The organism is Lysinibacillus sp. NPDC056232 (genome assembly GCF_042267565.1).
GTDB lineage: Bacteria > Bacillota > Bacilli > Bacillales_A > Planococcaceae > Lysinibacillus.
The window spans coordinates 33,501-57,674 of sequence record NZ_JBHJTF010000027.1 but is presented as its reverse complement, the minus strand read 5'-3'; the positions used below and the strand labels follow the sequence as shown (position 1 = coordinate 57,674).

General features: G+C 36.2%; 22 protein-coding genes, 1 pseudogene and 1 other annotated feature. Of the genes and pseudogenes, 2 read left to right on the top strand and 21 right to left on the bottom strand.

Annotated elements, in window-relative coordinates; genetic code table 11:
• Positions 1-90: 90 nt before the first annotated feature.
• The 15 genes and pseudogenes from ACFCYJ_RS18605 to ACFCYJ_RS18535 all read right to left on the bottom strand — a co-directional run bounded on the left by ACFCYJ_RS18605 (position 91) and on the right by ACFCYJ_RS18535 (position 17,616).
• A complete protein-coding gene (locus tag ACFCYJ_RS18605; RefSeq protein WP_376075733.1) occupies positions 91-1,317 on the bottom strand; it encodes an MFS transporter in 1,227 nt (408 codons plus the stop codon).
• A gap of 64 nt (positions 1,318-1,381) precedes the next feature.
• Positions 1,382-1,645: a binding site (T-box leader), on the bottom strand.
• Positions 1,646-1,924: 279 nt separating this feature from the next.
• Entirely contained in the window at positions 1,925-4,054 is a 2,130-nt protein-coding gene (locus tag ACFCYJ_RS18600) for a type IA DNA topoisomerase (protein WP_376075732.1), read from the bottom strand.
• Between the two features lie 453 nt (positions 4,055-4,507).
• Positions 4,508-5,332 carry a sugar phosphate isomerase/epimerase family protein gene (locus ACFCYJ_RS18595; RefSeq protein WP_376075731.1) on the bottom strand — a complete coding sequence of 275 codons (825 nt, stop codon included), beginning with the start codon at positions 5,330-5,332 and terminating at the stop codon, positions 4,508-4,510.
• Positions 5,329-6,303: a DUF6005 family protein gene (locus tag ACFCYJ_RS18590; protein ID WP_376075729.1), complete on the bottom strand. Its 975-nt coding sequence runs from the start codon at positions 6,301-6,303 to the stop codon at positions 5,329-5,331. The genes ACFCYJ_RS18595 and ACFCYJ_RS18590 overlap by 4 nt, the downstream gene beginning before the upstream one ends.
• 13 nt (positions 6,304-6,316) lie before the next feature.
• Positions 6,317-6,574: a petrobactin biosynthesis protein AsbD gene (asbD, locus tag ACFCYJ_RS18585; RefSeq protein WP_376075727.1), complete on the bottom strand. Its 258-nt coding sequence runs from the start codon at positions 6,572-6,574 to the stop codon at positions 6,317-6,319.
• A complete protein-coding gene (locus ACFCYJ_RS18580; RefSeq protein WP_376075725.1) occupies positions 6,571-7,809 on the bottom strand; it encodes an AMP-binding protein in 1,239 nt (412 codons plus the stop codon). Before ACFCYJ_RS18580 ends, asbD begins: the two co-directional genes overlap by 4 nt.
• A complete protein-coding gene (locus tag ACFCYJ_RS18575; RefSeq protein ID WP_376075723.1) occupies positions 7,806-9,560 on the bottom strand; it encodes an IucA/IucC family protein in 1,755 nt (584 codons plus the stop codon). The genes ACFCYJ_RS18580 and ACFCYJ_RS18575 overlap by 4 nt, the downstream gene beginning before the upstream one ends.
• Complete coding sequence (locus tag ACFCYJ_RS18570; RefSeq protein WP_376075721.1) at positions 9,532-11,355, bottom strand: IucA/IucC family protein; 1,824 nt, start codon at positions 11,353-11,355, stop codon at positions 9,532-9,534. Before ACFCYJ_RS18570 ends, ACFCYJ_RS18575 begins: the two co-directional genes overlap by 29 nt.
• A 488-nt stretch (positions 11,356-11,843) precedes the next feature.
• Complete coding sequence (locus ACFCYJ_RS18565; RefSeq protein ID WP_376075720.1) at positions 11,844-12,152, bottom strand: hypothetical protein; 309 nt, start codon at positions 12,150-12,152, stop codon at positions 11,844-11,846.
• Between the two features lie 37 nt (positions 12,153-12,189).
• Positions 12,190-12,774 (bottom strand): hypothetical protein, encoded by a 585-nt coding sequence (locus tag ACFCYJ_RS18560; RefSeq protein ID WP_376075718.1) that lies wholly within the window; start codon positions 12,772-12,774, stop codon positions 12,190-12,192.
• A gap of 449 nt (positions 12,775-13,223) precedes the next feature.
• Positions 13,224-13,526 carry a hypothetical protein gene (locus ACFCYJ_RS18555; RefSeq protein ID WP_376075716.1) on the bottom strand — a complete coding sequence of 101 codons (303 nt, stop codon included), beginning with the start codon at positions 13,524-13,526 and terminating at the stop codon, positions 13,224-13,226.
• Between the two features lie 2 nt (positions 13,527-13,528).
• Positions 13,529-13,759, bottom strand: a complete 231-nt coding sequence (locus ACFCYJ_RS18550; protein ID WP_376075714.1) for a helix-turn-helix transcriptional regulator — start codon at positions 13,757-13,759, stop codon at positions 13,529-13,531.
• 1,012 nt (positions 13,760-14,771) lie between these two features.
• Positions 14,772-16,250 carry an Lsa family ABC-F type ribosomal protection protein gene (locus ACFCYJ_RS18545; protein WP_376075713.1) on the bottom strand — a complete coding sequence of 493 codons (1,479 nt, stop codon included), beginning with the start codon at positions 16,248-16,250 and terminating at the stop codon, positions 14,772-14,774.
• Between the two features lie 467 nt (positions 16,251-16,717).
• Positions 16,718-16,900 (bottom strand): annotated as a pseudogene (locus ACFCYJ_RS18540) (23S rRNA (adenine(2503)-C(8))-methyltransferase ClbB); the annotation flags it as partial.
• 125 nt (positions 16,901-17,025) lie between these two features.
• Positions 17,026-17,616 (bottom strand): undecaprenyl-diphosphatase, encoded by a 591-nt coding sequence (locus ACFCYJ_RS18535; protein ID WP_376075712.1) that lies wholly within the window; start codon positions 17,614-17,616, stop codon positions 17,026-17,028.
• Positions 17,617-17,933: 317 nt separating this feature from the next.
• Here ACFCYJ_RS18535 and ACFCYJ_RS18530 point away from each other — a divergent pair, with 317 nt between their 5' ends.
• On the top strand, positions 17,934-18,332 hold the full coding sequence (locus tag ACFCYJ_RS18530; RefSeq protein ID WP_376075711.1) for a glucosamine 6-phosphate synthetase: 399 nt from the start codon (positions 17,934-17,936) through the stop codon (positions 18,330-18,332).
• A gap of 138 nt (positions 18,333-18,470) precedes the next feature.
• Here ACFCYJ_RS18530 and ACFCYJ_RS18525 read toward each other — a convergent pair whose 3' ends face one another.
• The 3 genes from ACFCYJ_RS18525 to ACFCYJ_RS18515 all read right to left on the bottom strand — a co-directional run bounded on the left by ACFCYJ_RS18525 (position 18,471) and on the right by ACFCYJ_RS18515 (position 20,838).
• Positions 18,471-19,247: a class I SAM-dependent methyltransferase gene (locus ACFCYJ_RS18525; protein WP_376075709.1), complete on the bottom strand. Its 777-nt coding sequence runs from the start codon at positions 19,245-19,247 to the stop codon at positions 18,471-18,473.
• Between the two features lie 149 nt (positions 19,248-19,396).
• Positions 19,397-20,020, bottom strand: a complete 624-nt coding sequence (locus ACFCYJ_RS18520) for a DJ-1/PfpI family protein (RefSeq protein WP_376075707.1) — start codon at positions 20,018-20,020, stop codon at positions 19,397-19,399.
• A gap of 197 nt (positions 20,021-20,217) precedes the next feature.
• The gene (locus ACFCYJ_RS18515; RefSeq protein ID WP_376075705.1) at positions 20,218-20,838 is read right to left on the bottom strand and encodes a TetR/AcrR family transcriptional regulator; all 621 of its coding nucleotides are present in this window, start codon (positions 20,836-20,838) and stop codon (positions 20,218-20,220) included.
• A gap of 154 nt (positions 20,839-20,992) precedes the next feature.
• Between ACFCYJ_RS18515 and ACFCYJ_RS18510 the strand changes: the two genes are divergently transcribed.
• Positions 20,993-22,162, top strand: a complete 1,170-nt coding sequence (locus ACFCYJ_RS18510; protein WP_376075703.1) for a YhgE/Pip domain-containing protein — start codon at positions 20,993-20,995, stop codon at positions 22,160-22,162.
• A 72-nt stretch (positions 22,163-22,234) separates the two neighbouring features.
• Here ACFCYJ_RS18510 and ACFCYJ_RS18505 read toward each other — a convergent pair whose 3' ends face one another.
• From ACFCYJ_RS18505 to ACFCYJ_RS18495, 3 genes are all read right to left on the bottom strand, one after another.
• The gene (locus tag ACFCYJ_RS18505; RefSeq protein ID WP_376075702.1) at positions 22,235-22,444 is read right to left on the bottom strand and encodes a hypothetical protein; all 210 of its coding nucleotides are present in this window, start codon (positions 22,442-22,444) and stop codon (positions 22,235-22,237) included.
• Positions 22,445-22,647: 203 nt separating this feature from the next.
• Positions 22,648-23,172, bottom strand: a complete 525-nt coding sequence (locus ACFCYJ_RS18500) for a GNAT family N-acetyltransferase (RefSeq protein WP_376075700.1) — start codon at positions 23,170-23,172, stop codon at positions 22,648-22,650.
• Positions 23,173-23,279: 107 nt separating this feature from the next.
• Positions 23,280-24,143, bottom strand: a complete 864-nt coding sequence (locus ACFCYJ_RS18495; RefSeq protein ID WP_376075699.1) for a GNAT family N-acetyltransferase — start codon at positions 24,141-24,143, stop codon at positions 23,280-23,282.
• Between the last annotated feature and the right edge of the window lie 31 nt (positions 24,144-24,174).

Sequence of the window (24,174 nt, the reverse complement as noted above, 5' to 3'; positions counted from 1 at the left end):
CAGCACTTCTTCCCTTTTCAAAACTGACAGAAAACTCCACTCACAATAAAGTACACAACATAGTAAAGTGTGATTCAAACCTTTTTATAATTATCTGTTTAAAGAAGAAGCACCTTTATAAAAATATTCCTGCCGTTTAGCACCTGATACAGTTTTTAATGCCAATAACCCTAATAAGAAGAAGGCAAATGAACCTATTAACCCCACAGGACGGATCGAAGTTAATTCAGCTGCTAAACCTATTAAAACCGTTAAAGCAACAATGAAACCTGCTTCAATGACACTAAAGATGCTTCCGAATCTTCCCATCATCCCCACAGGAACATGATTTTGGTAGAAAGTCAAGTACCCTGTATTTGCAAACGTTACAGCAAACCCAATTAAAAATACACCAGGCACTGCACTAAAAAAGCCACTCGAACTATAAAGTACTAAATATCCTATTGCGGTAAAAATGGTACCAATACCTATTAAAAGATTAACGGCAAGTTGTTTTGAAAATACTGAATTAATAATGGATCCTATAATTATTCCAGCTCCAAAGACACTTAATAAAAATCCATAATTGGTGTCTGATATTGAAAGTACGCCTTTAGCAAAGGCTGCCTCGAGAGAATCTATTGCAGTCATGAATATAGTAGTGCAACTAAATAATAAATATATTTTTGTGACATAGATATTGTCCTTACTGAAATTAAAAACAATCCGAAAATCATTTTTTATCAAATCCCATGTAAATCTTTGCCCCTCTGTCTCTTTGAGTCTTGAATCAACATTAGGTAGCAGCATTATAATAAGTGCTGAAAAAAATAAAGCCACTGCATTTACATGAATGGCAGTATAAGGAGTACCCATCCAAAATAAAATCCCAGCAATAGCAGGACCTATTAGTGAACCACAAGAGTTGATAAAACTACGTAGTGCATTAAAACGTTGCCGATCTTTTTCTGGTATAAGTTTAGTCATATAAACCATAGATGTAGGTTGAAAAATAGCGCTTCCCATATTAATGATAAACGCTAGTACATAAACATAAATAAGTGAGGGTAAAAATGGAATTAACGCAATACATATTGCTCGGAAAATGTCTAATCCCATCATAAGTCGCCGTGTATTTACCCGATCAATTAAACTACCTGACCAAGCATTAGAACATATAGTTGCAATTGGACCAAGTATATATAATAAAGCAATTGCAAATGGGGAACCTGTTTCATTCAAAATAATTAAATTTAGTGCGATTAGGTAAACCCATGCACCCACATTTGAAATACCTATTCCTCCTAATAGTATTAAAGGATACTTCCATCTGGACATAATCACCACTCCTATTTTATTTTTTTGAAAACAAAATAAAAAAACTCACCCCCAAGATAGTTATCTTGGGGGCGAGTCATATCGCGGTGCCACCCCAGTTCATTTCTACATTGCTGCAGAAGCCTTATCGAGTACAGCTTTGTGAATAAATCACCTGCGATACTCTATCTCTTTAACGTGAGAATACGTTGCACCATCATTGTTCCAACAAACAAATCCAATGCACAGCTCAAAGGCTTGTTTCAACACATTTCCTATCCCTCTTTTTCAGCCACCAGAGGTCTCTGTAGATAGTACGTATGTTTACTCTTCTTTTCATAGCTTTTTATATGCAATTTTGTAAATTTTATACTATCCTAAGCTAAAATTCAATACAAAAAGAAGACCACTAATTTTTTCTATGACAAATGTAGAATTATTAGCATTTATAGTATTGGTGTTACAGAAATTATTTACTTCATGTAACTACAATTATTCTTATTCAACTAATCTGTTCCGTTAGTTGAATTTCATTACACCACTGCATCAGTTTAAAAAGGAACTGATAGAATGGTGCCCTTTATCTTTTCTTAATGCTTCAACTATGAAATTTAAATCTCTTCCACTTTTACTTTGCATTAAACTCAAATTCAATTTTTCCTTCTACCAAACGGAGTGATGCATTAAATTGTTTACCATTCTTTGATTTAAACCCTTTAACCACGGCTGTTTTACCAATCTTACATAAATCATTAATGTTCTTTTCAGTTAGTTTTTTTCCTAATAGCCTTCCTGGGAACGTTTGCTTACAACCATTTTTATAATTCGAACAACCATAAAAGCTTTTACGCAAACCTATTTTCCCTACTTTACATGTCGGACACGTCACAATATCTTTCACAGCAGCTGGTTTAAACTGCTCAGCTTCAATCGTGAGCGACTCTAACTGTTTAGGCACCTCCGCTATTAATTGATTAACAAACTTGCCTATGCTTTCAATAAAATGTTTAGCAGAGCCTTCCCCACGACCAATTTTATTTAAGTAAATTTCCCATTTTGCAGTCATAGATGGACTTGAAAGTAATGTCCCTTCAATTGCCCGACATAAAAGCTCCCCTTTAGGTGTAATACTCACTATGTTTTTTCGCACTTCAATAAATCCATGCTTTTTAATCGTCTCTATAATGCCACTCCGAGTTGCTTCTGTACCAATACCTTCAATCGATTTCAGCACCTCGATTTCCTCTTCATCCTCAACTGATTTACCACATGTTTTCATCATCGTAATGAGTTGCCCTTCTGTATAAGGCTTAGGAGGCGTTGTCGTACCTTCTAGAATAGAAACCTTACTTTGTACTATCTCATCTTGGAATACGACAGGTAACGACTTTTCCCGCTCCTGCAACTCTTTTTCACTTGAAAACAATTCTTTCCAACCTTTAACAAGTTCTGTTTTCCCTACCGTTTTAAACTCTAAATTTTTGACATTCGTTATAATCGTTTTTTCATCGTATTCATAATCTTGGTGAAACATGGCGAGTGTCGTATTGACTATTTCGAAATAAATATTTCGTTCATCAGCATTCATTGATTGTAACGTTTTTTCTGTCGGCACTTTTTTCGTTGGAATAATAGCATAGTGCTCCCCAACGTTGGCACTGTCGACGTAGCGTTTGTTATTCCCTCGATTTATCGCATTAAATGACTTTCCAACGAGCTGCTGATATTTTGCCAATGATTCATTTAAATAGGCAAATTCATTATGTGTAATGAGCTGTGAATCGGTACGTGGGTAAGAAACGAGCTTTTTCTCATAAAGTGATTGCGTAAGTTTCAACACATGCGACGGACTGTATTTCCAACGTTTATTGGCGGCGGCTTGTAATGTTGATAACGCATGTAGTTTGGGTGGTGCAATACGCTTCGTTTTGTTCGTTACACTCGTAATTAGACCTGTATCCATCGGTTCTACCCCATGTTGTTGCAATAATTGCACAGCCTCTGTACGCTCTTTTGTTTTTAACTTTGCCTTCCCTTTATATACACCATTTTGTGCTTTAAAAACCCCTTCAATTTCATAAAAATTTTCAGGTTTGAAATGTTCGATTTCCTGTTGTCTTTTATAAATTAAATATACGGTTGGCGATTGCACACGTCCGATGGAGATACTACCCTTAAAGCCATTTTTTTGTAAAAGTAGCGTATATAGGCGACTACAGTTCATCCCTACTAACCAATCACTAATTTGACGTGTTTTTGCTTCTTGGTACATGAGCAAATCACGCTCATTACTTTGCATATTATTAAAACCTTTTCGAATTTCCTCAACCTCTAATGAATTGATCCATAATCGTTTAACAGGCTTATTTACTTTCGTCATTTTTAAAAGTGAGTAGAAGATATTTGAACCCTCACGTTCACTATCGCAGCAGTTATAAATCATTGTTACTTGCGGATCACTAAAGATTTTTTTTACAGCATTAAATTGTGAATACATTTTAGAGACAACTTTATCTTCAAATTTTTGTGGAATGATAGGTAATGATCCAAGCGACCACTTCTCCCATTCCTTTTGATATTCTTTTGGTTCCTTTAATTCAACAAGATGACCAACTGCCCAGGTAATTACTGCACCTTCAGGAAAAGTAGAACAAGGTTCCAATTCAATAAATACTTTCTCTTTTTGTTTAATTTTAAATGCGTCTGCATAAGCTCTTGCTTGAGATGGTTTCTCTGCCAAAATGGCGATTTTCCCCATTAATCATCACATCTTCTTTAAAATATTTTAGTAGCTTTATATATATAAACATAAAACTCAACTAATTAGATTAGTTGAGTTTAGTGTAAAATACCTTACTACTATCTTACTTTAAACAATCTAAAATATCACTTACTAAAATCTTTGTACCAGGAGTGTAATACGTGTCCTTATTATCATCCCATTCATCAGGGGACAATTCTTTGATTGTATTGAAAAATGCACAAAAAATCGCTATGTACCTATTGGAACATAGCGATTTTCGTACGAGGGGAACATTTCATCAGCTATTGGAAGTGTAGTTTTTTCTAAAGTAAATGTTTCTCCATTGGGGGTCTGATCTGCATCAAATTGGCTTATTGCCCCCGAGTGTACCTATTCGTGCTAGTTAAATAGCTTATACCTTCTCTTTAAATACCATTCTTGTGATTCATGCATATGTTTTAAACAGCCTTATATTTGCACCACCTGCATTGCCTTCTTAACCTCCTGAACATCTTTTGCTAATACTCTCTTCACATTCGATCCAAACCATTCCAATGACGCATCTGCCTCCATGTTTGAATCTACTTCTGCTAGGAAGTCATCGTAATCAACTGCACCTTCAAACAATGGAACCATCCCTTCTCTAGACCCTGCTGCAGCATAAACATTGTTAGGAGCAAAAACACCAAGTTGTGCACGTGAGGCAATATTTTTAAAGTGAAAATGTGAGATATAAGGACGAAGTTGATTCATGGCGACAATAGGGTCCATCCCTGATTCCCATATATGTAAAACGTCAAAGTTCACTCGTAGGCTTGAGTGATTCGTTTCTTCGAGTAACTGCATTGTTGAAGGTAGATTATCTGTCAATGTGTTCGGATGAGTTTCAACAAGCAAATATTGTCCTTTTGACTCAAGATAATCACAGAGCATTCTAAGTCTAAAAATAAGTTCTTCCCTTTCTTTTGTACTCGTGTCTGAGCTGCCCTTCTTTCCTACAAATGTACGAATCTTATTTGTTCCCCAGCGCCTTGCAAGTGAAGATAACCTCTCTGTTTCAGCCATCATCACAGAAACTGGTGCTTCTAATGGCAAATAATCACTAAGCATGCTCGTTTCCAAACCGTAGGAGCTTAGCCAATCTGCTCCATAATGAAGTTCATCTGCCAAGTTCTTTGCATGAACACCCCAGAGCTCGATTCCTTGAAAACCTTGCGTTTTTGCAAATTGGGCTAATTGGTCAATCGAGTGGAGATGGTGCCGAAACGAGATTGTACAGATAGATAGTTTCATATTATAACCTCTTTCTTGTGCTGTAATGTTAACCATGCTTGAAAGCATTCTTGTAATTCTTGCTTAATCTTGAACTCAAGGAGATTTTGTTCTTCTAACTTCACAAAAATATCTTCCGCTAATAACAAATTTTCCGTCAGCGCCAGCTTCATCGCTCGATACTGAATCGTTGTATAGCCATTCACTAGACGCTCAATTTCATTACACCATGTGTCAAAGCCTTCCTCTTCGCGGCCAAGTACTTCCCAAAAAAATGCAAACGCATGCTCATATGCATACTTTCTAATCGCTATAACCGGCAATTGTTTTAATGCAGTCGGAAGTTTTGACATCCTTTCTTTTTCTTTTCCAGCAATATACTCTTTAATAATTTTGGTAATTGCATCTGTCAACGGATTACAATGAAGCTTTATACATGTATTAAAATAGGCTTCAACCGTCTCTGTAGTTGGAGCAATAATCGTCTCAGAATCAAAGTAATAGCCACCTCCGACAGTTGGTTCTTGAATTGCAGCTAAAATTCTCTCCTTCGGTAAAATCCCTTCCCAGCGAAAATCAGGGTCATACATAAACCATTCTTCTTCATTTTCTGTCGATTCTAGCATCACATAATGAGGGAATGGACGTTGATGAAATTTATTCTCTCGCTCTGGAAGCATCGATAAATCCAGCATCACCATCACATGTTGATGTGAAGATTTATTCTCTAATAATCCTAGCAGTTTGTTTATATTTCCTTGTTTTGATTGCTTTTCGTCATACCATTTGTAAAGCTTGATTCCATAGAGCATTTCATACCATGTTTGAAAGAAATGATGATCAATTTGATCAGAGTGGTATGCTAGCACTCCGTTATCAAGCACATCAAAATCTGCGTCCCATACTCCAAAATAGTAGGGCCTATGATCGACGCCTTTCGTTTTCTTAATAACCTCACAAACACAGCTTACAAAACAATGAACTTTTATCATTTTTAGCCTCCGATTATTCTACCTTTTGCTGTTTTTCTAAAAAACTTGCTAGTGTTCCTACTGTTTTGAAATCTTTCGGAACGAGAACCTCATCGGGAATGGAAATGCCAAGATCCAACTCTATATGAAGAATCAGTTGAAGGACCATAATTGAATCCATATACAAATCCTCATTTAATCGGGCATCTTCATTAAAAGAGGACAATGTCTGCAACTCTAATGAATTTCCCATAATATCATAGATGCTCTTGATCAATTGTTGGCGCGTCATACTGGTATGCCTCCAAGTTTTTTTCTACTTACTTTTCCGTTAGGTAGCTTTTCAATTTCATGAACAAACACAAAATCCATCGGAATTTGATGTGGCGCGAGAAATTTCCGGCACCATTCTCTAAGTTCCATATTATCGATCGGTTCAGTAGACACATATAGTGCGCATACTCGCTCTCCTGATAAGTTGTCTTGTTTCTTATATACGACTGCTTCGACTATCCTTGGCTCATCCATTAACACGTTTTCAACTTCTTGCGGATACACATTCAAGCCTGCTACATTAATCGTGTCATCTATTCTTGCAAGAAAAGAAAGAACATTATCCTCTATATAGCCAAGATCTTTCGTATAGATCGTTTGTATAGACGTTTCAATGATAATTTCGCTCGGTGTTTGTTTATTACCAGCTGTCACCTTCACATGAGGAAGGGGATAACCCATTTCTTTCGGATCTTCCACACTAGGGTGAATCGCAACACACCCTGATTCAGAGCATCCATACTGCTGTAGTACTTGGTTAGATTTCTCTCTTAACGATGTCAACCAGCTATGTGGCATCACAGTTCCTGACGTCATCACGCGATCAAATTGTTGATCAATAGGTAATAATTTACTTAATGTATAAAGTAACGCTGGAGCCCCATAGAGTATGTGCTTAGGATATTCTTTTAGCTTTTTCAAAATATATTTAGGATTACTATTCGTAATAATAACCGGCTTTGCTCCCCTTCTTATGCAAGCTAAGACACCACAAATGAATCCATAAGAATGAGTAACCGGACAAGCAACAACAGAATTTGTCAAGGGATCAACAGGTAACGCCTTCACATAGCTTTCAATCTCTTCTTCCACTGAACTCCACGTTCGTTCAATACATTTTGGAGCTCCTGTTGTACCTGAGCTCATTTGAACTAATACGCCTTCTTGGTTATTGGAATGATTTGATAGTTCGATGAAAGAATCGATTGATTGGAACAACAAAAGATGACTACGTGCTGAAGAAGCAAGCCGTATAGAGCCCTCTTTTGGCGTCGCAGGATGGATTGGGACAACTGATCCACCTTTTCCGCGAATGTATAAACAAAGAGCTATATATTGGAAAGTATCATCCGTACAAATAGCTAGCCTGCGATTGTTACACTCCCTTAGATGAGGTAAGCTTTCAAATAGTTCAAACTGCTTCTCGATATCTTCTACTGTATAAAATTGATCATTGACATAAAACATCATCATTTCCCCTTTTCATCCGCTTGCGCCAACGTATTGTTGACGATATGTCGAAAATTACCTTCTTCTTGATTTTGAACTTTCTTTGTTAGCAAAGATTCAACATAAATATGTGTGCTAGTATGCTGAAGCTGTTCATTTCTTGAGCATAATGATGGAAAACGTTCAAAGTGCTTCTGTATTCCGTTCTTAACTAGACTCCAAAAACGTGTTTCTGTAAATACATACTGCTCTTCTAGCAAATAAGATAGTTCACTTAAATGAAACACGAATAGTGTATCCATAGCTAACTCTCGTAAAGCCTCTACAGAAGACATCCAATAATAATGATCGACAGGTGCATCTTTAAAACGTTCGTGTACCGTTTCAAAGTCTGGAACGAGGCTTCTGTCTGCAATGAATTCTTCCATATATTCGATACTGTCATGGAAATCCCTCAGTACAACTCGAGTTGGCCACCCATTTTGATGTAATAAAATCATATTTTGCGCATGTGCCTCAACAGCAATACCGTGTGCGACTTGCAAGTGCCACACAGGAATAACACTCACTTCGATCAAGCGTTTTATCCACTCCTCCGTTCCATATCGGCAAAGCCAATCATCAATAAATGTACGCCCATCTCTCTCCATCATCATTAGTACCGTAAACGGTACCGCTTCCTCTTCATCCTTCATATACGAGCGCACACTTTCTCGCCATATGGAGCCAAGCTGACCTTCTAGTTTGCTGCTATGCTTTTTTACATTCGGTTCAAAAATAATCCCTGCATATTCTTCCAGTACAATAAGAGACGCTTCATTATGTAAATAGTCGTCTAATTGAATCACCCGTTTAAGCCATGCTGAAATATGAGGAGCGGCACAAACAGCATGAGAATGTAACTTTCGTAATGAAGAGGTATTCACCATATTCATCGAGCATTTTAATTGCGGCTTTTTTGGATTTGAAAAATTCCATAATGTTCGCACTGATTGGGTTGCCCTATAGTAATCTCCTTTCACATTTAGAGGTATTAGATCTTTTTGCTCCATTAATCCAGCTAGTTCTTGCTTCATGTTATGCCATTGCCAAGGATGAACCGGTAAGAACGTATATACTTCAAATGTTCCATCGAATACCGCAAGCGTTGCAAGAAGGTCTTCCCACAGCAAATGCCCTAGCTCTCTTTTCCAAAAGTTCTCTTCCTCTTCAAGAACTGAAATTCGTACGTAGCTTCTTCTCACTGCAACCCATTGAAGGGTAAAAGATTGTTTTGCCTCAGGGCCATAGTCTTTATGGTCGTCGATCGTAAAACCGGTTCTGGATTTAAAACAAGGGTGATATGGATGTCCTTCAATGATTTCTGATTCTAATTCTTCATAGCTCGAACTTCTTCTCGACATCGGCATTTGGAGATGATGATCATTCCATTCACAAAGCTTACTCGTCAAATGAAGTTCTTTCAGTAACCGAACTTTGTCTTTACGAGTCGAAAGTAATTCATCTACTAGATCCTCAAGCGTTGCTTCTAGTAACGTTTCATCTTTTCCTATGAGAAAAATACTATCTCCCTTTATTCGGATGCGATCAAATGCCATTCTTCTTCCTTCACAACGATAGGTGCACTTCTGACCAACAAGAGTAAAAATTGAAGTCCATTTATCTAAACGTGTTTCTTCATATTTGATTAGTCCTTCAAAAATCATTGCTTCTACAAGCTGCCGCCTTACACGTAGCTCTCCTTGTTTAGAAGCTAAAGGCTGTAGCTGCTGCATATTCTGCCTCCTCATGCTGAAGAACAAACGGATTTGGAATTTTCGTGTATACCGCTTGTTCAAGTTCGGCTTCTAGTTCATCTACATCATGAAACCTTGTTAATAAATTTGCTTTGAACGCAAGCTCTTCTTGTTTTAGAATGTTACGAACAAATGCCTTCCCGAAACCTGTAAATTCTTTTTCTAATAAGTGGAGTTGATCGATAGACCACTTCAAAAGAATTTTTTCATCGATTAGCTGATCTGCTCCAAATCGAGATATAACGGGAAACAGTTGATTCATAAACAAATAATATGTAAATCTATCATGAATAAGGGCATCTTCGTAAAATAGCTCAGCTGTTTCATGTAAAGAAGGCTCTATTGAAAGAAGTACTTCTTTATATGTTTTTGATAAGTAATAACCTTGGTTATCACGATAAAAATAAATAGTTGGATAACCAGAAGAAATGTTTAACAGACTATTTTGCTGGTGTGCTTCGAGAGCGATCCCATGCTCATCGTATAATCTTAATAATGATTCGATAGCACATTTCCAATAGTCTTTAAACCAGTCTAAGCTTACACTCTCTATTGAGCGGAATTCTGATTGAGAGATTTTCATAATGAGCTGACACAGTTTTGATTTTTCGTTTGGCAAGGGCTCTTGCACAAGAGTAGCGATCATGCATATTCCTTCATCATGCCCTTTAGGAAATACGTTTGAGCGAAAAATAACCTCAAACCCTGACTCCGTCTGATTTGGGAACTCTACAGTCATATAGGCTGGGTCATCAATCATCCGGAAAAATGGATGGTTCTGTAAGAAATCAATCTTATTCATTAACCGAGCCATAACAATTCCAGCTTTTAGTTCATGAGTTCTATTTACCCTCAATGAATTCGTTATTTTTACAGGAATTGAAAACTTATACATCATTTCTTCATTTGAGCTATATACCGTTCTAATTGAAGAGGTTGCTGTATAAAATGCCCCAAGCGCACCTTCGTATTTTATCAACCCTTCAGCAATCGCTTCTTTTACATACTGTTGCTGTAAAAGCCACTGTGCTTGAAGCGGGTGCATCGGAATGAGGCAATGCTTCTCTGACATAACAAAATCAGGCTGTGATTTTGTTAAAGACTGAGTAATGAGTTCACTTGCACTTTTTTCTAATACAGAAGACTCTTTCACAATTTTATGGTCGACACGGAAATAGTGAAGTTGGAAAGAACCTTGTAACTCTGGAGCAAAACTCGTTTGTTGCCAATCTGCCATCCCTTGTCTGCTTTTAGGTGTCGGATGAAGCCAATGTCCAAGTAAGAGTGACTGCTCAGCTTCAATAAACGTACAGTTAGCTCCATTTTGTTTCTTACCTTCCAAACTCTTTTCAATATAATTTGCCATCGTTTGATAGCTCTCTATTATGCGAAGAATGAGTTCATCAAAATGGGAAGAAAGTCCAAGACATCCATCCGCCTTAGCCATAAAATGTAGTTCCTGAATGAGCGTGATGAGTATCGTTAATTTATCTTCGACAAGCCATTGTTTTTGTTTCGTACAATACTTCAACGAGACACCAAATATATGTCTTCCAACAAGAGATTTGTATTCCATGCCAAATGCAAAACGTGTGTTTTGGATCGGCAACTCAATCTCTAACATATGTGCCTCTGTAATCAGGATAGATAGTCGCTGTTCTTTTATCCACTCCTCCTTTCTGACCCAATGTCCGCTACTCACCTCTCGTATATAACAATTCATAAACGCCTGAAACGTTGCATTTTCTGCAATCTGTTTAGCTATCTGTTGCATGTAATTAATCATCCTTTCACAAAGCCTTCTCCCTACCAAATGATAATGATTATCACTCACTGATAAAAAAATTAGTCTCCCTAATTAGAAAGACTGATGATAAGAAGCGAATAGAAACAAATGTGGTGCTGATAACAATTGATAATGATTATCACTTTCAATTACAATTACATATTATAGGAAAGATGGAAATGACTCAACTGTCTAAAGACCTATATGGCAATATAAGCCATCGAAATAGGTAAAAGTGTAGAAGAATATTTCGTTTCTTGTATCACATGCGCAAGATTATTGATACAAGATACGGCGTGACGACAAAATATTATGCAGAACTAGAAAACATCAAAAAAGTTCACATCATTTTATGTGAACCTTGTTTGACGTTTTATAATGAATATTTACTCAATTAATACAAAAATAATTTATATTATCACGGCTGTGCAATTACCGTAAGAATGGCTTTCTGGTTGAACCAGAAGTGATTGCAGTTAAACGGACAGTTTATGAGCCAACACAATGGCATTAATCGCTGATACGGTATCTTTTGCTACCATCTGTTCATCCAGCTTCAAATGAAGTTGAAATGTAGAGACTGGTGGAATTTTAGTAGAAATCATGAGCTCAACATCCTGAAATGAAAGCACCTTCGCTTGCACGATTTGCAGCCAGGGAATAAGATCCGGTAATGATTTATCTTCCGAAAGGCCAGTTTCCATGCCATCCGTCCTAATAGGTGAATACCCATCGAAATACTCAATCCTTAGCACAGCATTAGACGGGGTACTTTTCCTATTCAAGGCAGTGGCCGCTTCCATCCGATGACGGGAGGTTTTTTTAGGGCCGATAATCATATTCCACAAAACGATAAACATAGAAGGAATAAGGAAGCCGAGCACCCCAATCCAACACTGGAGGTATTGACATAGACGGTAAGAAAGATGGCTGCGGACAGAATCGCAAGCACCATATGTAGAGCTCTTGCCGCCATTTGGGCTGGCGCTTCCCAGATGTTGGAGGAATAGACTGCGCTAGCTGAATTTCCGGATTTTGCTCCGGTTGAGCTACCGTACGTTCTCTCCATGGCAAATGCTCCCTATTCAGCATATAGGAGTTATCGTCTACTCCCTGCCAGACCTTCTCCTGCGATGGATGCGGCGACTGCCAGAGAGTAACGTATTCTTCAATATCTTTCAAATAGAGGGCTGAATCACCCGTGAACGAGAAATATTGCGAAAGCTCCAGATGAATAACGGCAGCTGAATACTGCTGTACATGGGTCGATAAGGTTTTTAGCCACTCATGCACAGGAGTTGCTAACGATGGGAAATGGCCAGTATAACGGGTAAACTCAGGCGCAACTGCTCTGCAGCATCCGCCCATGGAATCTGCCATTGGAATGCCTTGGAAAAGCATTCCCACTCAGGCAGATCCTCCACATCCGGATGGTCCATAAGGGGTTGAATCTTGCTCCATGCTTGCATAAGCTACCTACTATAGCGCTCGAACTCCTCTTGACTGACCAGACAAAACCATACTGGAGCGAGAAAATTATTCGTCTCGAAAGCTATATTCTCATAAGCCACTGAACCGGTATCGGCATTTGTGACGCTCAGGTATGTTCGGTTTCCCATATAAGATCCTTCCTCCTATCTTTGTTTCATATCCAATAATGGAATCAAAAAGCGTTTAGTATTTTACTAGGCAACCGTCACAATAACTTTTCTAATTTCCTCTATTGTCCTGTTCTCTTTTTTAAGTAAAGGCAAAGGTGCAAGAATTAAAATTCCTATCATTCCAACCCACGCCCAAATATTCATACAGCCACTTCCTTTCTTTCGATTTCCCTTTTATGTAAAGGTAACGGCAACTTAATATTTTCTCTTTAATACCGTTATGATGATTGCATGAAGGATCATTAAACCTGAGATTAAAAACCAAATAACTAATTTGTATGTATCGTAATCCAGTTGACCAATGAATTGTTCATACAACTCGATTAAAAACCATCCCAAAGGCATTAAAGGAAATACAATGCCATAGGATTTATTGGAAATGCTCTTCCCACGCTCATCCTTTTTCTCTTCACCCATTTCGAATTTCAGTGAAATAAAGACCGCGATAAAGAAAATAAGTACGTAAATAATACGTAAAATAGTTTGAATAACTTCCATATTTATTTCTCCTCCTCTACTTCATATTGAAAAACTTCATGTAAATCCACACCGAACATTAGTGCTATATCAAAGGCTAACTTTAAAGATGGATTATACCTGTTTTTTTCAAGCGAAATAATCGTTTGTCGGCTCACGCCCAGCTTATCAGCGACCTCTCTTTGTGATAACCCCCGTTCAGCTCTTAACACAACAATTCTATTACAAATCTTTCTTTCATTACTTAACGGCATCTCAGCTCACCCCTTACAAAAGAGTAATATATTTCCAACATTAAGTAAAGTTTTTTTTACATATAGTATGAAATACATTACTCTTAATGATTAAAAGCAGTACCTTGCTATGGATTATCCTCTACTATCAATGTTATTTCACCGTCTGCATCACATGTAGGAGCACTTGCGGAGTAAAAAGTGCATCTAATTCAATGGTTGCTTCTTGAATGTGAATTCGTAATTCTCAACAGGCTTATACTGACGGCAGTAGTTATCTACGGAATATTTAACGGAAATAGATCTTTCAAAAGCGATGCGGCAAAAACGATGCCAGGTGAAAAAGATGATTGTCTTGTAACAAGGCAGAACAAGAAATCGCCAGTTGATATCAATAGCAAATTATAAAAAAGTAGTAGAGGACGTATATACAAAAGATAGGCTCAAAAGCTATTTTATAGTCGTTATCTGGAAGTGATAAGTGGCTGATGGCATCATGACTTGATAAGTAGTAGAATGCAGTGGAATTGAACTCCCATGAAAGAACTTAATCATCTTTCATTTTCTGTGGTGAAGAGCTGATTTTTGCGCTTCATGGATGGCTAACGGAGAACGATAGATCAATTAGGAGGAGGCTACCGAAGATGACTATGTAGGTGTTATTTTCGCAACTCTAAATCTAACCGATTTAGTAAACGGACATTTTTTTCTATTACCAATAGTTGGTCATATGTCTATTTTAAAAATTGAACTTCGACAACGTTAAGTATCGTAAATCTTTGTCATTTCATATGTAAATAAAGTGAAACTTAATCAGTGAGGTTTTTTTCATCCCCACTGATTATTAGTTGAACGAAATCGGGCTTTTACAGGCTGTACTACTCCCAACTAACTTCTTTGCTTTAGAGGTGGGAGTAGTACTGCCCGTTAACGCGGAATAAACCGATATTTTACAATAAATAAAAGAATCCATTTTGAAAAGATTGATCAAAATGGATTCTTCTTTAAAAGGTTTTAGCTTTCATATTATCTTTTACAGCGTTATCGTTTTTGTTGCAACTGTTTGTTGAAATGCTTGATCATGCTCAACAAACACCATTGTCGGATTAAATTTTTGAATAAGCTCTTCAATCTGCATGCGCGAATAAATATCAATAAAATTCAACGGTTCATCCCAAATATAGATATGCGCTTTTTCACATAAACTTTTGGCTATAAGCAGCTTTTTCTTTTGTCCACCAGAATAATGAGATATATCTTTCTCAAATTGAATTCGGTCAAAGTCCATCTTGCGTAGGATAGATTTAAATAACGTTTCATCAATCCCATGCTCTTCAATAAAGTCCGATAACAGTCCCTTCAAATGAGAAGTGTCTTGTTGGACATAGGAAATAACGAGACCTGAACCTACATACATCGAGCCTGTATGCTGTATCCGATCTCCTTGAATTAGTTTGAGGATACTACTTTTTCCGCTTCCATTCTTTCCATCAAGCACAATTCGGTCACCTTGTTCTAGTTTAAAGCTAATTGGCTTATTCACTATTTGATGATCGTACTGAACAGACACATCGGCCAAAACAATCAATTCATTTGAATGAAACGCCAATGATTCTAATTTTAATGACTCGGTTTTTTCCACATTTTTTAGCAGTTTTGACTTCTCCTCAATAGCTTTTTGTTGCCTTGATTCAAGGTTCTTTGCTCTCTTCATCATCTTCGCTGCTTTATGTCCTACAAAACCTTTGTCTAACTTAGAGCCTGAATTCGTTGTCCCATTTTTGGAAGCCTCCACTTGATTAGACCAACCTGATGTACGCTTTGAAGACTGTTTTAATCTCCCTATGTCTTTTTGTAGACGCTCATTAGTTGCCTCTTCATGTTCTTGCTGTCGATCAAAATTCAACTTCCAAGAAGAATAGTTACCACTTTGAACTTCAATATTTGCCCTATTTATAGATAAAATATGGTCAACGCAGCCATCTAAAAAGTTTCGGTCATGTGAAATTAATATAAACCCTTTTTTCTTCCCTAAATATTCAGAGACCATCTTTCGTGCTTCCGTGTCTAGATGGTTGGTTGGCTCATCAATTAATAGAAATTGACCCTCCGTTAAAAAAAGTGCAGCTAGCAACACCTTTGTTTGTTCTCCATTTGACAATGTTTTAAAAGGCCGATACATTGCCTCGGCATCAACGTCTAAATAGGATATTTCACGAAGAATTTCCCAATCTTCTGCCTGTGGGCAAATTTCTTCCATGATTTCATGTGTATACTTGTTTTTATCCGAAACTGGATAAGGGAAATAATTAAATTCTACCGAAGAATTGATTTTCCCACTGTACTCATAATTCCCTAATAATAAATTAAAGAATGTTGTTTTTCCTCGTCCATTTCTACCGATAAATCCAAGTTTCCAATCCGTATCTATTTGAAAGTTTACATTTTCAAAAATATTGTCAAAGCTGCTTGGATAAGAAAAAGTTAAATTTTGAACTTGTATCATTGACATGAAAATTCCTCCTTTGTATAGCTATACTTTTTACTGTTTATACAAAGTCGGTATATCCATCCATTCTGAATTTCTCCGTATAAGTTTGATGGATATTAACGACTTGTACGGAGCATTACATGCGTAACAATAGTATCTGAATCGCTCATTTTTCTCTCCCCTTTATTGATTAGATTATGAGAGAATAAAAAATCCTCCCAATTAGTAATTGGAAGGATTAGTCTTTCACTTAGCGTAAATAAGTCCCTTAATTGCCATTAGAAACATGACAAAAAAAGTATAAACTGATTTATAAAAATGGACAGACTAATCCTATATTTTGTAATTTGAAGTTTGAAGTTGTTCATTTCAAATAAAAATATAGTTTAGTTAATCATCGTCCATTCATCAGTCCTCTCATAATTTGTATTTTAATTTTACCAAATTTTTTTAGGAAATACAATTCAGTATCATCTTCATTTCAAACATTACTGTTTGTTGCTCTTTTGATAATTACCATACAATTGACCACAAGCAGCGTCGATATCAATGCCAAATTGACTTCTAATGGTCACATTAATACCGGATGATTTTAATTGTTTATAAAAAATATAAGCAATATATACTTTTCTTGACGTTATTCGTATATGCTCATCTAATGTGTCCATTACAAATGTAAAGTTTAGTTCGACTTCATTAAAAATTATCAATCTATATATTCTTTATTAACAAAACGAAGAGCCACATTAAAATGTGACTCTCCATCTTTGCTTCATTAATTTTCCTGACGTAGATCTTATTGGCCAAATTTCGCTAAAAAAGGGATACGTTTCGTTAGTCCGTTATAGATATTGAATAGGATTTTTACGACCGGTTCCAATTTTTCAGAAAACTTGATAATGACTAAACTTGCCCCAAATGACAGAAGGGCTCCGCCAATCACGTCCGCTGGATAATGAACGCCGACATAAATACGAGAAATACCTACTAGGAATGCCCATATTAATACAGGATACTTCCACGAATCTTTTCGTAAAAGCAACGTACATGCAACAGCGAATACTAATACTGAATGATCACTTACAAACGAAGAATCATCAGCATGTGGTACTAATTGATGAACACTATATGTGATGAATGGTCGTGGATGGTAGTTGACCAAGTGAATAAGTGCGTTTAAACCCAATCCAAGTAAACATGTAAAGACAATGTAGAAAGCAGTATATTGTTTTTCTATCCTCTTTTCCTTGTTTGCAGTAAACCATAAAAATAACATGAATACGATTACGACATAAGGAACACTATCGGTGATGAAAATCATCCCTTTATCCAGAAAAGGATAGCGACCCGCTATATCATTAATCCATTGAAATAGTCCATAATTCATTTTGTAAATCTCCTTACATTAAATTCTCAGTAAATCTCCAATTCATTTTGTCATGTAACACGTAACTTTTTAGTAGCTCAGTGCTCAAACATTTCGACATAAATCCAGTTGAATACCTACTTACTGTCATAAAAGACGTCATAATAAGCGTCATAGTTTCCTTAAGTATTTAGAAATTCAAAAAAACATTCATCAATAAACTTCAGTCGAATGGCTTTTTCTACAATATTAAATCCTAAACTAGAAAATATTATTGTAAGCTAGCAAAAATCAGTGAAAAGATGATAAAATATTTTCATAAAGGGGGGGCTTCAAATATGGGGAAATTAAGCAAAAGGAACATACTGTGGATTGTGCCTATCGGGATTTTAGGGGTATTCTGGTATTTTTACGGTCCACAAAAGGATATTACAGATAACGAATATATTACATATGTTAAAAACTATTCATTCGAAAATAGTAATAAAACGTTAGAATCTGGCTTTGCCGACGCTTGTAAAAATCCATATTGGGTGTATTTTGAAACCCAAAAAGGACAGGACGTTGTAGAATTTAAAGGAGACTGTCCTATCAATAATAAAACCGCAAAAGTGAATGCTCAATTTTTAGTGGATCGTGATATGACAAATGTGAGATACGGTGCAATGCTGGTCGATAATAACATGCAGGAGGAAGCAGATCGAGATAAATACCTAGTCGCTTTAGTAGGTGAATAAATAAAATGAAGCTCTCGTTTAAATAGCGAACGAGAGCTTCATTTTATTGAATCGACGGATAGAAAAGTCGAACTGACGGATTGAATTACTCAACCGACGGATAACACCTTTCTACATTCGATAAAGGACCCTTATTCATCATTTCACAGCTTTCCAAATGGTCCATCGATCCTTTTCCACTATAGAACTCTCAGTTGAAATGGCCTGATCAATATAATTCAGTAAGTCATTTAATTCTGTATCGTCTAACTCATGTAAAATACTTCTACCTGTTCTTTCCCGTAAATCGTTTAACAACTGATCTTTCTGTTCATACACATTTCTTGTTTCCAATAATTTCACTTCAGTAATCTCGCTAAAGCCAATTTCCTTAAGGGTCTCAACGACTAGCTCACTGCTATGTCTGCGTTTAATTTCTTTTTCCTTTAATTTTGGAAAACGTTCAAAGAAATAGCCTCTTATATGGCCGTTATCCCCTTTTAGTAAGCAATCTTCAGGTGTTCGGTCTTGGATAATGTAGATCCCTTTATCCTCCAAAATTCTAAATGCCTCTTGAAAACAAGCTTTTAAATCTTGTATATGATGAATTAAAGCCCGTTCCAGTACTAACTGGAAGCTGTCATCGTCTAAGCCTGTAGCCAATGCATTTCCTTGCTTGAAAGTTAGATGATGATAGTCTTTACAATTTTCTTTTGCCCCAACGAGCATAGCCTGTGAAAAATCCACACCGATCACTGAAGTTACGCCCATATCTGCTAATGCTTTTGCGTAAATTCCTCCACCACAGCCAATATCTGCAGCCTTAAAAGTATTCATGATAGGGACAAGTTCTTTCATTATTTCCATCCACGAGTGGTCAGCATGCCGAGTTGTATAAGTAGTTTGATTGTCCTTATTGTGAAAATCAATGCCCATCTTCATCACTCTTTTCTGTTTTTAATACCGATCTTTATGGATATTCTTGCCAACACTATTTTACAATTTTTTGATACATAAATAAAATTAATGTTAATTATCAATTTCCATAAGTTATTGTTATCAAAAATCAGCAGTGATTGAAATTATTATCGTACAAATTCGATTGTTTTAGCTGTCCTCTTCGCTACAGATTTCCCCATAATTTGCTCAACAAGATATAACGCCATATCAATACCCGATGAAACCCCGCCTGAAGTTATGAGTTTACCATCATGTATAACTTTGCTTCCTAATACTACTTGAATCTCAGGATATTTTTCTTGTAAATTTTTCAATGCTAAATGATGGGTAGTTGCTTTTTTTCCGTTTAATAATCCAGTTTGTCCTAAAATATACGCACCCGTACAAACCGAGCATATGTATTCACTATTTTTATGTTTGATAATCCACTCTTGAATTTTTTTGTTTTTAATCATTGATTGTACAGCTCTTAAAGGTCCCCCTGGAATGATTAGAATATCTAATTCAGGACTATTGTCAAAACTAAAGTCAGGTTCTACTTTTATCCCTGAATGCGTTTTAATTTGCTTCCCAGTTTCTGAAATAGTAAATACATCAAATGGTTTCGTAGGTAATAATTCTTTTTTATAAAGAGTAAGAGCTTCCTCGACTTTATTCTTGGTTGTCAGTGCTAGTACTTCTGCTGGGCCAGTAAAATCTAAAACATCTACATAATCATAAATTAAAATGCCAACTCTTTTTGTTTTCATTTTAAGATCCCCCATCCCCATGATCCATTTATTAATAGTTCTTTAAGTACGATTATAACACGATTATCCATTTAACTTATCATACAACCACTTCTGTAATTTAACGGAAAATATCACTGGTTTTTAAATGTTGCTTAGATTTCTTCAGTACTTCTTTACTGTGCCTCTTCATATCAAAGGAATTTATATACCTACCCCTACTCATTATCTTTTTCAATAATTGAACGTAATCCACTAGCTTCAAAAGTTCCTTTTAGCATTGTTTCCATCAACATAGTAGCGATTTCATCTGGTGATTGTTGCGTATCGTGTTGTAGCCAGTACGTAATAACTCCTAAAATTGCATTTGAGTTATACGCTAATATTAATTCAATTGGAAACCTCCATTTGCTTTTATCAATACGATTAACTAGAAAAGTATTGAAATATCTCACAAAAAACTGTCTCATTTTTTCATGAAAAAAAGGGTCACCATTTGGACCTAAAATTAATTTTAAGAAATCAGCTTCTTCATAAAACACATGTAAGATTCGAATCATTACAGGTAATCGTTCATCTAAAAACTGATTGACGTCCAACTCTAATTTTGTAGTTTCATCTAAAATGACGTTGAATTTTTCAAAAATTTCGTTCTCGTACTGTTCTAATAAATTGTATTTATCCACGTAGTGCAGATAAAAAGTCCCACGATTAATATTGGCCCGCTCCGTAATATCTCGAACCGTGATGGCTTCAAAGTTCTTTTCAGAAAGTAAAAAGAAAAATGCTTGTTTAATTTCATTTTTCGTTCGTATAATTCGTCGATCGGTTTTAGACATGGAGTCATTCCCCCCTTTTTATGAACACATTTTTTTATATGTTGAGTATTGAACACTTTGGCTGTTTTTGATTATAGGAATTGATTTTTTAACAGTATATAATCAAGTTAAGAAATAATCAACACGATGTACATTATCTGAAAGGAGAATTTCAATGAAAGAAAATAAGTTTTTCGGTATCGCGTTCGTTGCTGTACTGTTATTGTCCTTCATTTTTGTAGCAACACAAATTCCTGGAGCCCATTCATCCCCTAAAAATCTTCCAATCGGTCTTGTTCTTGAGGATGAGGGTAACATGGGGCAAACGTTTGTCGAGACGATTCAAAAAAATTCACAAGCAACAAAGGAAGCACCCTTTAAATGGGTAGTATTAAAAAATGAACAAGAGATGAAAGAAAAATTAACGAATCAAGAATTGTATGGAGCTATTTATATCCCTAAAGACTTTTCTGAAAAGTATGCTTCATTCCAAACACCCACACCTACATCAGCCATGCTTAAAATTTATATAAACCAAGGAAAAAATGCTAACGTTGCAACTATGGTTACACAAGCTTTATCTACAATGGTCGAAAAAATGAATGACAATGTCAGTGCCCAATTATTAGCTGTTTCTGAAAAAAATAATATGCCGTTAAATGCTAATCAAGCACGTACTTATTCAACGCCTATCCAAAACGAAATAGTCACTGTACATGAAACGGGTAAATTAGGCAATGCACCACTATCATTCTTCCAACCTATTTGGATCAGTAGTTTAGTCAGTGCTATTCTGTTGTGGTTCACTGGAAGAAATCGTAAGTTTAATTCTGCATTGGAGCAATTGAAATTCCGAGGATTGCAGGCTTTGATGGCCATTATCATTGGTTTATTTGGAGGATATTTATTAACTTGGTACTCCACTTGGATATTGGATTATGAGTTTGCAGATTTTAACCATGTTGCTCTATTTTTATCACTGACTTGCGCAACATTTATTTTATTAATACTAGCGATCACTACATGGATTCAATTTGCAAGTTTACCAATTTTCATTCTTTTAATGTTCTTTGGTTTACCGCTTCTACAAATCGCACCAGAAATGATGCCTAGTTTTTACGCTGATTGGATCTATCCATGGTTACCGTTCCGCTTTATGTTTGAAGGTTTAAAAGAGATTCTATTCTTTAACGGAGAGCTTTGGGGCACAGCAGCAGTTACATTATGCTGGATTGCTGTTATCAGTATTTTAGGTTTACTTCTATCTTTAGTAAAACGTAGTTCCTATAAAGAGGACGATACATCTGCAGGAATAACTACTGTTATGAGAGAGGAAGAAGTTTAAATCATTTTATATGAAGCCAAACAAAAAACTCATGCAATTCATCACTTTTTTGCATGAGTTTTTTTATTTTGTTTATTTTACGGACTGGATTATGTTTAGCTCGAGTATTCGAATTTCCTTATTTAACTTAGTAATGGCTGCTTCTATTTGTTCAAAGCGTTCCAAATGATTTTTACTGACATTGTGCGTGGGTAGTGCTTCTTTTAACGCTGCCTGCCCCGCATATAAAATTTCAAGTAAATCCAACTTTTCAAAATAAGCTGTGCTATATTGTATCTCCATTCTACCAAAGCTCCTTACGTTACTTTTTCACTACTAATAAAACGCTGTCTTTACTAGCACTATAACCGAAAAAAGTAAGCACAAAACCATGTGTTAGCTATCATTTATTATCCAATAAAAGGTATACCTATATTAAAAATATATTTTCATAGGATAAAAGATTTGTTATTAATAAAGTGAAACTTTAATCAGCAGGGTTTTCTTTATCTTAAAATGGAATAGATAAATGTATCGTGTGCCAGCCCATTTTGATACATATAATCTCTAAGAATGCCTTCCTGTTGAAAGCCTATTTTGGTTAGTAGCTTATTCGAAGCTTCATTTTCTATAAATACAACAGCACCTATACGAGTTAACCCCATATGCTGAAAGCCATACGACACAATTTCGGTAACTGCTTCTTGCGTATATCCTTTTCTCCAATAATCAGGATGAATTTCATAACCGATTTCTGCTCGTCTATGTATAGGCGACCAAGCGTGAAAACCAATTGTCCCGATTATACCCTTTATCCCCTTCCTTTCAATGCCCCATCTTATGCCTCTTTTTGCAGCAAAGTTCTTTGAAAATAATTCTACTAAATCTTTTGCTTGTTGTATCTCTATAAATGGTTCTTGTCCGTAATAGCGTGTGACTTCTTCGTTTGAAAAACAATTAAAAATGGATTCCGCATCATCCTGCGTAAGCTCTCTTAAAATAAGTCTTTCTGTCTCTAAATTTGGAAACACATCCTTCTCCCCCTTTCATAACATCTATTCTCCGCACTCCCATTAAAATCCTTTAAAAACAAAAAAGCACACCAATTAGAAAGTGTGCTCACATTGTTTGAGTGATTTTATCCAAAAACTTGTGCAGCTATAGCAAATAGCGTATTGTTTCTAGTCGGCATTTTTTCACCATGAAGAATCATAACGGGCGGTGTATTTGCTTCTGTAAAACCACATCGCTCTAACCATTTTATACATTCAGTATGACCAGATGGTACATCAATTCTTAATTTTCCATTATGTTCTTTCGCCAAAATATTAATGATGAGACTAGCTGTTTTTGAATCAGGCGCTACAATTGGACCTAAAATTAGATTGATCGGCCCTAAAATGGACAATCCAAAGCCTATAATATTTGCTTGGGGATCTCTCATAACGATACAGTGCTTAGATTGCTTTATTCTATGCCGTAGAAAATTACTTCTTTTATCTCCGAAGGCAGCAGCATCTAATCGGATAATTTCAGTAAAATCGCTCTCATTATAATCTTCAATTGTATATTCATTAGAAGCTGAGTTATGTGCTCCGATATATTGGTCAGTCAGATATTTATGCACATAATCAACAGTGGTAAAGCCCATTTTCTTATATAACGGTTCCCCCTCTTTCGTTGCGACGAGCATAATTGCCTTATATTCTGAAACACTTTCAATACATTTTTGAGTAGTTAATTTCCCGAGACCAAGCCCTCTGTATTTTTCATGCACAATAACCATGCCTATAGAAGCTACATTTGAATCATATGTGATAATGGCCGCACTTGAAACAGTTTTCCCCTCAGCATTTTTATGCCCAAATATTTTGCCTGACATCATCAGCGTTCTAATTTCGAATTCATCGTAATCCCACCCGACAGAGTCAGAAAGGGCAATTAATCCTGGAATATCATTTTCTTCGAATACTACTAACTGTAATTGATTTAATGTAGTCATTCTTTCCCTCTCTCCACACAAGAACATTTGT

Coding starts and splice junctions, on each gene's coding strand:
- ACFCYJ_RS18545 (WP_376075713.1), bottom strand. CDS start 16,250: ATGTCAATGATACAAGTTCAAAATTTAACTTTTTCTTATCCAAGCAGC.
- asbD (WP_376075727.1), bottom strand. CDS start 6,574: ATGACGCGCCAACAATTGATCAAGAGCATCTATGATATTATGGGAAAT.
- ACFCYJ_RS18555 (WP_376075716.1), bottom strand. CDS start 13,526: ATGGAAGTTATTCAAACTATTTTACGTATTATTTACGTACTTATTTTC.
- ACFCYJ_RS18535 (WP_376075712.1), bottom strand. CDS start 17,616: ATGAATTATGGACTATTTCAATGGATTAATGATATAGCGGGTCGCTAT.
- ACFCYJ_RS18595 (WP_376075731.1), bottom strand. CDS start 5,332: ATGAAACTATCTATCTGTACAATCTCGTTTCGGCACCATCTCCACTCG.
- ACFCYJ_RS18600 (WP_376075732.1), bottom strand. CDS start 4,054: ATGGGGAAAATCGCCATTTTGGCAGAGAAACCATCTCAAGCAAGAGCT.
- ACFCYJ_RS18580 (WP_376075725.1), bottom strand. CDS start 7,809: ATGATGATGTTTTATGTCAATGATCAATTTTATACAGTAGAAGATATC.
- ACFCYJ_RS18515 (WP_376075705.1), bottom strand. CDS start 20,838: ATGTCTAAAACCGATCGACGAATTATACGAACGAAAAATGAAATTAAA.
- ACFCYJ_RS18520 (WP_376075707.1), bottom strand. CDS start 20,020: ATGAAAACAAAAAGAGTTGGCATTTTAATTTATGATTATGTAGATGTT.
- ACFCYJ_RS18605 (WP_376075733.1), bottom strand. CDS start 1,317: ATGTCCAGATGGAAGTATCCTTTAATACTATTAGGAGGAATAGGTATT.
- ACFCYJ_RS18510 (WP_376075703.1), top strand. CDS start 20,993: ATGAAAGAAAATAAGTTTTTCGGTATCGCGTTCGTTGCTGTACTGTTA.
- ACFCYJ_RS18575 (WP_376075723.1), bottom strand. CDS start 9,560: ATGCAGCAGCTACAGCCTTTAGCTTCTAAACAAGGAGAGCTACGTGTA.
- ACFCYJ_RS18505 (WP_376075702.1), bottom strand. CDS start 22,444: ATGGAGATACAATATAGCACAGCTTATTTTGAAAAGTTGGATTTACTT.
- ACFCYJ_RS18570 (WP_376075721.1), bottom strand. CDS start 11,355: ATGCAACAGATAGCTAAACAGATTGCAGAAAATGCAACGTTTCAGGCG.
- ACFCYJ_RS18525 (WP_376075709.1), bottom strand. CDS start 19,247: ATGGGCATTGATTTTCACAATAAGGACAATCAAACTACTTATACAACT.
- ACFCYJ_RS18495 (WP_376075699.1), bottom strand. CDS start 24,143: ATGACTACATTAAATCAATTACAGTTAGTAGTATTCGAAGAAAATGAT.
- ACFCYJ_RS18550 (WP_376075714.1), bottom strand. CDS start 13,759: ATGCCGTTAAGTAATGAAAGAAAGATTTGTAATAGAATTGTTGTGTTA.
- ACFCYJ_RS18530 (WP_376075711.1), top strand. CDS start 17,934: ATGGGGAAATTAAGCAAAAGGAACATACTGTGGATTGTGCCTATCGGG.
- ACFCYJ_RS18590 (WP_376075729.1), bottom strand. CDS start 6,303: ATGATAAAAGTTCATTGTTTTGTAAGCTGTGTTTGTGAGGTTATTAAG.